Consider the following 9,173-nt stretch of genomic DNA (forward strand, 5'->3'; position numbering starts at 1 on the left):
CGAGCGACGCATCCCGGCATCCGCTTCGACGTCGGCACCATCGACGACCTCGAGCAGGCCGCCGGCGGGCTCGGTGGCATCCTGTCGTGGTTCTCGACGATCCATCACGCGCCCGACGCCGTCTCGAGGCCCCTGCGCGAGTTCGCGCGCACGGTCCGTCCTGACGGGGGCCTGCTGCTCGGCTTCTTCGTCGGGAGGGTGCTCGAGCCCTTCGATCACGCCGTCACGCGCGCCTGGCGGTGGCCGCTCGACGACCTTTCGGAGAGAGTGGATGCCGCGGGCTTCGACATCGTCGAGACGCACACGCGCGCGACGCGGGGTGCGCGGCCGGTCGGCACGCTGATCGGGGAACGGAGGGCGTGACGAGAGCTCAGGAGCGCGAGGCGAGCATCGCCTCGACGTCGTCGACGAGCCCCGTCGCACCGCGGGCGACCGCGATCGCGTCCCCCACTCGGCGCGCGCGGGCGGCGTAGCTCGGGTCGGCGAGGATCCGCTGCACGGCCGCGCGGATGGCATCCGGAGTCGGACGACCCGTTCGCAGATTCACGCCCACGCCAGCGTGCTGCACGCGGGCGGAGGTCTCGACTTTGTCTTCGGAGTCGCCGGCGATGACGATCGGCACCCCGTGGCGCATCGCGTGGTGGAGCCCGCCGTATCCACCGTTGGTGACGAGCACGCTCGTGCGGGCGAGCAGGTCGTCGTAGGGCAGGTAGCTCGCGGCGAAGGAGTTGGCAGGCAGGGGCGGAAGCGCATCGAGGGGGCGCCCCCCTGTGGTCACGGCGACCTGTACGGGCAGGTCGGCGAGGGCCGTGAGGGTGGGCTCGACGACCTCGCCGAAGTCGGTGTTGGCCACGGTGCCCTGCGTGACGTGCACGAGAGGGAGGGCGGGATCGAGGTCGTCGAACCACGCCGGCGCCGGCGTGGGGCGCACAGCTGCCGTGGCCATCGGCCCGTAGAAGCGCAGATTCTCCGGGGCGTCGGAACGGGCGTACTCGAACTCGGGCACCGTGAACTGCGCGAGCAGGTCGCTGCGCGTGAGCACGTCCATGAAGAACGCCCCGTCCAAGCCCGGCGCACCCACACCGGCGAGGAAGAGGTCCATCGAGCGATGCACGGGCCGCAGAACGATCTTCGACGTCGCACTCAGCAGACGATTGCGCAGTCGGTTCAGCACCGGCTGGCGAAGCGGCGTGATCCCGAGGCCGTAGGGCGGGGCGTCACGGCTGGAGTACCCCGCGGCCGTGATGCCGCACATCACCGTGAGAGGACGGTCGGAGCGCTGTCGGGCGAACAGGGTCTGCACCCCGAGGAAGAGCATGTCGTGGAACACGACATCGGCGGGCTCTTCGTCGAGAAGGTGCTCCAGCGTGGCCGCGGCGGGACCCGCGGGGTCGAGGAACGCCCGCTCGACGCCCCGGTTGATGACCGCGAGACCCCGTTCGCGCCCGTCGTCTCCCGTTCCGATGCCGTCGAGCGTGTCGGCTTCGGGCGGGAGGGACACGAACCGGATGCCGGCGGCCTCGACCATCGATCGATATCGCGCTCCGGTGAGCAGGCGCACATCCCACCCGCGTCGCCGGAGTTCGCGGGCGACGACGAGGAGCGGGCCGACGTGGCCGACGGCGGGCATGCTGCAGATGAGGGCGGAGGGGGTCATGTTCCTGTCTTCCGAGTGACCCCGCCGACGATCTACTGGAGGTGGTCGGCGAGGCGGACGAGTTGGCCGGTGAGCCACGACCGGTAGGCCGCGACATCCCAGCCGCGGACGACCGTGAAGTGCGTCCACGGGTCGGGGCCGGTGATGAGGCCGAGCACGTCGGCGGCGATCGCGACCTGATCGACGCGGATGCGCCCGCGCTGCAGAAACCAGCCGGCCGCGATGGTCATGTCGCGGTGGCGGCGCATCTCCAGGTCGAGGTAGGCGGCCCGGACGTCGGGATCGCTGTCGGCCGCGGCGAGCATCGCCCGCACGACCGCCGCGGACCTCTGATTCGCCTCGATGAGGAAGTCGACGTACCGCTCGATCGCCGTGTCGGTGTCGGGCTCGCCCATGATGGCGACGAGCTCGGGGCGCTCAGCGAGGGAGTGCCGCCCCTCGTCGCCCGCGAAGGTGCGCTCGAACGCGGCGATGAGCAGAGCGTGCTTGGGGCCGTTCAGGTGCACCGTCGGGATCGACACCCCCGCCTCGGCCGCGATGGCCTTGATGGAGGTCGCGACGTATCCGTCCTTCACGAAGAGCCGCTTCGCCGCATCGACGATGTTCGCGCGCGTCGCGGCGGCATCCGCCTGTCGCTTGGGGGATTGATAGCTGCGGGGCACGCCCCTCACGCTACTTCGCCGCGGTGCGGCCCGCCCGAGCGATGAGGAGTCCCGCGACGATCTGCGCTCCGGTCGACGTGAAGTACATCGTGTTCGTCAACGACTCGATCGCACTGTTGTTCGCCACGACCCCGAGCGCGAAGCCGACGAGCGCGAGCGCGAGGATCGTCCAGCGCGCCGCACCCCCCAGCACCCGGGCCCGCACGATGACGATGCCGCCGATGAGGAGCAGGACCCCCTGCACGGCGCTCATCCCGAAGAGGAAGGCCATCGCGCCGTCGGTCGGTTCCGCGGTCGGCAGCAGGTACGCGGCGAGCAGGTACAGGCTCTGGTTCGCGAGGAAGAAGGCGCCGAACCCGAGCAGTGCGATCTTGCCGACGAGAGACGAGCCGACGGCGCCCTGACCGTCGCCGCGGCCGAGGGCGAGCGGGAACATCGCCACGACGTGGGCGAGCGTGCTGGCGAGGAACAGCACCCAGAAGGCCGTCGCCGGGCCCGGATCGGTGGATACGTCGGTCCCGATCTCGAGGGCGGTGGCGGCGGTCAGCAGCACACCGCCGGCGACGATCAGGATGCCCGCGACCCGCGGCCACGACGGGTGCGAGATGTTCTCGGGAGAAGGGCGGACGGCGGCGGCGGGAGCGGTCATGGGTGACTCCTTCGGGCAGGGGCGAGGATCGCGACCGGGGTGCGAGCCATCCCGATCCACAAATTGACTATAGCAGTGTATAACTGAATTTGCTGGTGGCGACGGAACGTTCGACGTCGCACCCGCGACCATTTATGCCCCACCCCGGGCCGCCACACATCTTCGTTACGGTCCGACCGCAGCGACATGGCGGCAGCGAAATCGCCTCGCTAGCGTCCCGACAGAACCCGCCCCGGACGGCATCCGTTTGCTCTCCACCCTCCCGAGCGCGGCATCGACGCGATCGGGTCCCCATCACCCCACCGAAGGACGATGAATGAACCCGCACCCCGCCGCTCCCTGCGTGACGGTCGTTCCCGGAACGACCTCGCCGCACCTGGCCGCAACGGGCTCGGATGCGACTCTGACGCTGTGGCTCATCGCCGCTGCCGCGATCGTGGTGACCGCGGGAATCATCCTTCTCGTGTGCGCGCGTCGTCGTCACCCCCTCGGAACGGCCTCGATCGCCGCCGGGCTGGCGGTGCTGCTGGGCCTGGGGATCGTCACCCTGGACACCCCGCCGTCGCACGCGGAATCCGCGTCGTGTTCGCTCATCGCGCTCAGCGACCTCGAGCGCGGCGACACCGCCGCCACCTCGAATCTGTTGCCGGGAGAACGCGTCCAGGTGCTCCGCGTCACCGTGAGAAACGTCTCCGGGATGCCGATCCACGTGCGCGCCGCCCTCGAACCGACCACGGGCGCATCGGATGCCTTCATCGCCGCGCTCTCGACGGGTGCGTCCGCCAGCGTCACCGGCCCGCTGTCGTCGCGCCCCACGACGACCGCCGTCGTTGTCGCCCCCGGCGATCAGGTCGCGACGACGGTGTGGGTGGAGGTTCCCGACGGCGCTCAGCCGGGGGCGAGCGCCACCTTCGACACCGTCTTCACCGCCACCTCGGACTGATCCTCACCTCACCCGTCCCGCTTCACCCGCTCACCTAGGAGAAACCCATGTCCCACCACAGCACCCGCTCCTCGCATCGCCTCCGCATCGCCGGTGTGTGCGCCGCCGCCGCCCTGCTCCTCGCCGGAGGCGGATACGCCCTCACGGGCGCCGCCTTCACCGACCAGCAGTCGATCAGCGGCAACACCGTCGGAACCGCCTCGCTCAAGATCGGCGCTCCCGTCACGACCCCCGTGAAGGCACAGAACCTGCTTCCCGGCGGGAGCGCGACCACCCCGGACGTCCTGACCTTCACGAACGGAGGCACCGTGCCCTTCACCTACGAGGTGACCCTCGCCAACGTGACGGCGGGCACCGGAGCATCCAGCAACCTCCTGAAATGGATCCCCGTGACCATCTCGGACGGCACGACGAAGGAGACCGGAACCCTCGCAGCCCCTCCCACGCTGAAGTCGAAGAGTGCCTTCGGAACCTCTGCCACAGGGGCCATCTCGGTCACGGTCGGTCTCGATGCGAACGCCGACAACAGCGCGCAGAACAACACCGCCGGCTTCGACCTCGTCGTCACCGCCTCGCAGGTTCCCACTTCCTGAACCGCCGCGCCGAAGTGCCGCCGGGCCGCCTCGCGTCTCGGCGGCGCTTCCTGGTTCCGATTGATCGACGAAAGCCACCTCCCGTGAACAGGTCCCGCCTCGCCCTCGCCTCCCTGCTATTGCTCGTCGTCGGCTTCGGCGGGACGATGAGCTCGACCAGCGCGTCGTTCACCGCCTCCGCATCGACCCCCGCCAACAGCATCGCCACCGGGGCGCTCGAGGACGCGCAGCCCAACGCCGACCCGGTCACCGACGACAGTGCGACCCTCACCTGGAACGCCGCGCCCACCGGAGGTGCGACCCCGACGTATTCGGTCACCCGCAGCGACGGCGACGGCTCTGATCCCACCACCATCTACACCGGAGCGGACACCACCTACACCGACCTGGGCGGCATCCCCGCGGAACTGACGTCGCGAGACATCATCGCGGTCTCGACCGGCACCTTTCACTCCCTCGCTCTCGACTCCGACCACCACGTCTACGCCTGGGGAAACAACGTCTACGGCCAACTCGGCACCGGCGACATGACCTACCGATCGACACCCACTCCCATCTCTTTCCCCGACGGAGTCATCATCGTCTCCGTCATCGCAGGCGGCTATCAATCATTCGCCATCGACACCGACCACCACGTCTACGCCTGGGGAAACAACTCCTCCGGCCAACTCGGCACCGGCGACCAAACCAACCGATCGACACCCACGCCCATCACCCTCCCCGACGGAGTCACCATCACCACCCTCGTCGCGGGCTCGTATCACTCCCTCGCTCTCGACACCGACCACCGCGTATACGCCTGGGGGAACAACAACTCCGGCCAACTCGGCACCGGCGACAAAACCGACCGACCAACGCCCACCCCCGTCACCTTCCCGGCCGGAATCACCACCACCACCCTCGTCGCGGGCTCGTATCACTCCCTCGCTCTCGACACCGACCACCGCGTATACGCCTGGGGAAACAACTCCTCCAGACAACTCGGCACCGGCAACACGACCGCTCAGTCGACCCCAACCAGCTTGGATATGACGTCCCGCGCCTGCCCCACCCGATCGATCCTCCTCGCCGACGGAACGACCTGCTCCCTCCGAAGCAACCAGGCCTACCGCTACACCGTCACCACCACCGTGGGCGGCTGGACATACACCAGCGTCCCCCTCAGCGTCTCCACCCCGACGCAATGACGACCGCCGTCTCGGTCAGCAGCACCCCCGTCGAGGACAGGACGCCGGCGGAACGAGGCCGCGCGGCATCCGGCGACGTGGCGAGCGGGGTCCGGACGATCCCCGAACATCCCTCCGCAGAGGAAGAAGCAGCCACATGACCCTTCGCTCGACAACCGCCCCTCCCCGTTCCTCACGGCGGGGTGCGACCCGACGCCCGCGCTCGAGCCGCCATCTCATCAGCGGACTCGTCGCGATCGTCCTGCTCTTGACCGTCGCCCTGAGCTCCCCGCTCCCGGGCACCGCCGCATCTTTCACCGCGGATGCCCGCACGTCGGGCAACGTGGTCGGCACCGCCGCGCTGGTAGAGCCGCGATTCACCTCGATCGCGCAAGAAGAGAACGGCATCGGCCTGTGGTGGCAGCCCACCTTCGGCCTCGAGGCGGCCATCACCTACACCGTGGAGCGTTCGGTGTCCGGCGGCGCTCCCACCACCATCTACACGGGCCTCCTTCCCAGCTTCGTCGACCAAGGAAACTTCCCGATGCAAGCGCGCACCATCACGAAGGTGGCTGCGGGCGAGAATCACGTGCTGGGTCTCGACGACGCCGGCGACGTGTGGGCGTGGGGCTCCCACTCCTCCGGACAACTCGGGAACTTCACGTCGGATGGCGCAACCCCGCAGCAGGTGCTGTTCCCGGGCGGCGCCGTCATCACCGACATCGCCGCGGGAAAGAATCACTCGCTGGCGCTCGATTCGAACAACAACGTCTGGGCGTGGGGAGCCAATCAGCTCGGGCAGGCGGGACGCGACCCCCGCCTTGCCGGCGGCGTCATCCCGCTTGCCGACAAGATCCGTCGCGACGACGGCGGACCCCTCCGCGCGACGGCCATCGCCGCCGGCGGTGACCACTCCCTGGCCATTGATACGGACGGGCGGGTGCGCGCCTGGGGCGACAATGAGTACGGACAGGTCGCACGAGGGGCGGGGAGGTGGACCAGCGACGCCACCACGGTCAGGCTCGCCGACGGATCGCCTCTTCTCGCCACCGCTGTGGCGGCCGGCACCGGCCATTCACTTGCGATCGACACGGACCACGAGGTCGTCGGCTGGGGGATGAATCGGCTCGGTCAGCTCGGAGACGACACCTTCACGAACCGAGACGTCCCGGTCAAAGCGCAACTCGCCGACGCTTCCGCCCTGCCGGCGACATCGATCTCCGCCGGCGGCTGGGCGTCGCTCGCCATCGCCGCAGACGACACCGTCATGGCGTGGGGAGTGGGGACGACCGGCCAGCTGGGCAACGGTACGCGCCTCAATCAAATCAGCCCGGAACCCGTCACCTTCCCCGACGGACGAACGTTTCACGCGAGCACGGTCACCGCGGGGACGGGACACGTCCTGGCCATCGACGGGGACAAGCGTGTGTGGGCATGGGGCATTCCGGGATACGGAGCGCTCGGCAATGGCGCGAGCGACGGCGACGTGATCGATCACCCCACCGAGACGGCCAACGGCCTTCTCGCCGACTCCGTCGCCGTGGGCTCGGGCTTCTCGCTGGCGGTCGGTTCGGGCACCGTGTGGGCCTGGGGCCATAACTCCTCCGGCCAACTCGGCATGGGCGACACGAAGCAACGGAGCGTACCGGCCGTCGCGACGACGACCGAGGGCCTGCGGGCATGCCCCTCCGGCTCCGTACCGGTGGACGACGGATCGGCCTGCAGCCTCGTCTCCGGAACGGTTTACGACTACACCGTGACGACCACGCTCGGACCTTGGACCGCGTCGAGCGGTGTCGCCTCCATCCGGGCGGGAACGCCGTGAGGGTCGCACGACGCGCCATCGGGCGCCCGTCAGCCCGGAAGGCGCTCCGGGTGAGGTGGGGCATCCTGGGCCTTCTCTTCGCCCTTCTCGCCCTCCCCGTCGCGGGACCGGCGCTCACCGGCGATCAGTGGATCGTCGTCCAAGGCGCGTCCATGACGCCCGCCCTGCAGATCGGTGACGTCATCGTCGTCGACCCGCACGGACCGACGGGCGTGGGCGACGTGGTGACCGTACGGCATCCCGATTCCTCGCTCGTCACCCACCGCATCATCGGGGTGGACGAGGACGGGTCTCTTCTCCTGCGAGGGGATGCCAATACCGTGACCGACCCGGATCTGGTCGCTCGTGGCGAGGTCGTCGGGACCGTGACCGCCGTCATCTCTTCTCCGTGGTCGACAGTGCTGCGCGCCTGCACGAGCATGGTCGGCAGAGTGACGCTGATCGGCGCGATCCTTCTGCTGCTTTTCACCCCGTCCGTTCTCGCCCGTTCCGACGATCGCGGCCAGACTGAAGGGATGAACTGGGAATCGCGTCGCGGCCGTTCGCGATCACGCGCCTCCTCGTCCACGTGAGAAGGGCCGACGCCGCCGCCCGCACACGGCGGCGCATCCTGCAGGCTGCAGCCGAGCTCTTCAGCGAGAACGGATACGGCCAGACGACCCTGCAGGCCATCGCCGACCGCGCAGGCGTGTCGGTGGAGAGCGTCGGCTTGGCGGGCCCCAAGAGAAGACTCGTCTTCGCCGCCTTCCAGATGGCCTTCGCCGGTCACGGGTCGGCATTCCCTCTCGCGGGCGAGCCCGCCTACGTCGACCTGGCGAAGCGGATGCCGCCGACCCAGGTCCTCGACGAGTACGTCGCCCTCCTGGCCGCGGCGATCGCCCGCACGCATCGACTGTGGCGCGCGCTGCACACGGCGGCGGACGTCGATCCGCGAGCGGCGCAGATGCTCGATCAGCTCCGGGCCGAAAGGCGGCGCGAGTTCGAACGATCCGCTCAGATGCTCATCGATCTCGGTATCGCCCCCGCCGGACGCATCGAGGACCTGGTGCGGGAGTTCTACGCGGTCGCCTCGCACGAAGCTTTCGGCGTCCTCCATATCGAATGCGGCATGACAGCCGAGCAGTTCGGGGAACGCCTGCGACGCGAAGTCCTGCGCGTTGCCAGCGTTCTGGGCTGAGTCGCCTGCATCAGAACCCCGTACCGGGCAGCAGGATCGGCCTGTTGCAGCACTACCCGCACCATCAGGTCGGTGATCGGCTCGGCATCCAGTCGACGATTTCTCGCCGGCCATGGTGCAGGCCCTCATCCTGCCGATCGTTCGAACCCTTCGATCACGCCGTCGCGCGCGTGGCGGGGGCCGGTCGACGACAGCCCCGGGCTCAGACGCCCGCGAGAAGACGACCGACGCCGTCCGCGGCGGACGCGAGCTGACGGTCGAAGGTCGCGAGGGGGGCGTCGACGTGCTCGGCGGTCGCGAGGACGCAGGTGTCCGGCATCTTCAATCCCCACCGCGCGCGCAGGCGCGCGAGGACGAGGGGCTCGTCGGGACCGAGCACGGCGACGTCGACGCCGACGCCGCGCAGGTCTTGCCAGACCCGTTCGGCGACACCGCGCTTGGCGGGACCGACCAAGATTTCGGCGGCCGTCAGCGGATGGACGAGGTACCCGGACGGGTTCT

Annotated in this window: 11 protein-coding genes; 7 read left to right on the forward strand and 4 right to left on the reverse strand. The window is 69.4% G+C overall.

The genetic code is table 11. From position 1 onward, the window contains the following. Window positions 1-363 (forward strand): class I SAM-dependent methyltransferase (locus QZ433_RS08750; protein ID WP_295782068.1); only part of this gene is annotated, 363 nt, incomplete at its 5' end. 7 nt (window positions 364-370) lie between these two features. Here the strand turns inward: QZ433_RS08750 and QZ433_RS08755 are convergent. Genes QZ433_RS08755 through QZ433_RS08765 form a run of 3 tightly spaced genes read right to left on the reverse strand, consistent with a single transcriptional unit; the run spans window position 371 to window position 2,968 of the window. Continuing rightward, window positions 371-1,657, reverse strand: a complete 1,287-nt coding sequence (locus QZ433_RS08755) for a nucleotide disphospho-sugar-binding domain-containing protein (RefSeq protein ID WP_295782071.1) — start codon at window positions 1,655-1,657, stop codon at window positions 371-373. A gap of 32 nt (window positions 1,658-1,689) precedes the next feature. Then, window positions 1,690-2,319: a TetR/AcrR family transcriptional regulator gene (locus QZ433_RS08760; protein WP_295782072.1), complete on the reverse strand. Its 630-nt coding sequence runs from the start codon at window positions 2,317-2,319 to the stop codon at window positions 1,690-1,692. Window positions 2,320-2,329: 10 nt separating this feature from the next. Further along, window positions 2,330-2,968 (reverse strand): hypothetical protein, encoded by a 639-nt coding sequence (locus QZ433_RS08765; RefSeq protein ID WP_295782076.1) that lies wholly within the window; start codon window positions 2,966-2,968, stop codon window positions 2,330-2,332. A gap of 316 nt (window positions 2,969-3,284) precedes the next feature. On the opposite strand from QZ433_RS08765, the gene QZ433_RS08770 reads away from it, so the two are divergent. The 6 genes from QZ433_RS08770 to QZ433_RS08795 all read left to right on the forward strand — a co-directional run bounded on the left by QZ433_RS08770 (window position 3,285) and on the right by QZ433_RS08795 (window position 8,672). Further along, the gene (locus QZ433_RS08770) at window positions 3,285-3,911 is read left to right on the forward strand and encodes a hypothetical protein (protein WP_295782077.1); all 627 of its coding nucleotides are present in this window, start codon (window positions 3,285-3,287) and stop codon (window positions 3,909-3,911) included. A 47-nt stretch (window positions 3,912-3,958) separates the two neighbouring features. Continuing rightward, window positions 3,959-4,504, forward strand: coding sequence for a hypothetical protein (locus QZ433_RS08775; RefSeq protein WP_295782081.1), 546 nt, complete (start codon window positions 3,959-3,961; stop codon window positions 4,502-4,504). A gap of 83 nt (window positions 4,505-4,587) precedes the next feature. Further along, window positions 4,588-5,691 carry a hypothetical protein gene (locus tag QZ433_RS08780; protein ID WP_295782082.1) on the forward strand — a complete coding sequence of 368 codons (1,104 nt, stop codon included), beginning with the start codon at window positions 4,588-4,590 and terminating at the stop codon, window positions 5,689-5,691. Between the two features lie 136 nt (window positions 5,692-5,827). After that, complete coding sequence (locus QZ433_RS08785) at window positions 5,828-7,495, forward strand: RCC1 domain-containing protein (protein ID WP_295782085.1); 1,668 nt, start codon at window positions 5,828-5,830, stop codon at window positions 7,493-7,495. A gap of 50 nt (window positions 7,496-7,545) precedes the next feature. Beyond that, window positions 7,546-8,067 (forward strand): signal peptidase I, encoded by a 522-nt coding sequence (locus QZ433_RS08790; RefSeq protein ID WP_295782087.1) that lies wholly within the window; start codon window positions 7,546-7,548, stop codon window positions 8,065-8,067. Beyond that, window positions 8,064-8,672, forward strand: a complete 609-nt coding sequence (locus tag QZ433_RS08795) for a helix-turn-helix domain-containing protein (protein WP_295782089.1) — start codon at window positions 8,064-8,066, stop codon at window positions 8,670-8,672. The genes QZ433_RS08790 and QZ433_RS08795 overlap by 4 nt, the downstream gene beginning before the upstream one ends. A 202-nt stretch (window positions 8,673-8,874) precedes the next feature. Here QZ433_RS08795 and QZ433_RS08800 read toward each other — a convergent pair. Beyond that, window positions 8,875-9,173: type II toxin-antitoxin system VapC family toxin (locus QZ433_RS08800; protein WP_295782091.1), on the reverse strand; the 299-nt coding region annotated here is incomplete at its 5' end.

It is taken from the genome of uncultured Microbacterium sp. (assembly GCF_913776565.1).
In the GTDB taxonomy this organism is placed as follows: Bacteria; Actinomycetota; Actinomycetes; order Actinomycetales; family Microbacteriaceae; genus Microbacterium.

What these genes read in the sequence shown, in the direction of transcription:
- QZ433_RS08755 (WP_295782071.1), bottom strand. Translation starts at nt 1,657, where the DNA reads ATGACCCCCTCCGCCCTCATCTGCAGCATGCCCGCCGTCGGCCACGTC.
- QZ433_RS08765 (WP_295782076.1), bottom strand. Translation starts at nt 2,968, where the DNA reads ATGACCGCTCCCGCCGCCGCCGTCCGCCCTTCTCCCGAGAACATCTCG.
- QZ433_RS08770 (WP_295782077.1), top strand. Translation starts at nt 3,285, where the DNA reads ATGAACCCGCACCCCGCCGCTCCCTGCGTGACGGTCGTTCCCGGAACG.
- QZ433_RS08775 (WP_295782081.1), top strand. Translation starts at nt 3,959, where the DNA reads ATGTCCCACCACAGCACCCGCTCCTCGCATCGCCTCCGCATCGCCGGT.
- QZ433_RS08785 (WP_295782085.1), top strand. Translation starts at nt 5,828, where the DNA reads ATGACCCTTCGCTCGACAACCGCCCCTCCCCGTTCCTCACGGCGGGGT.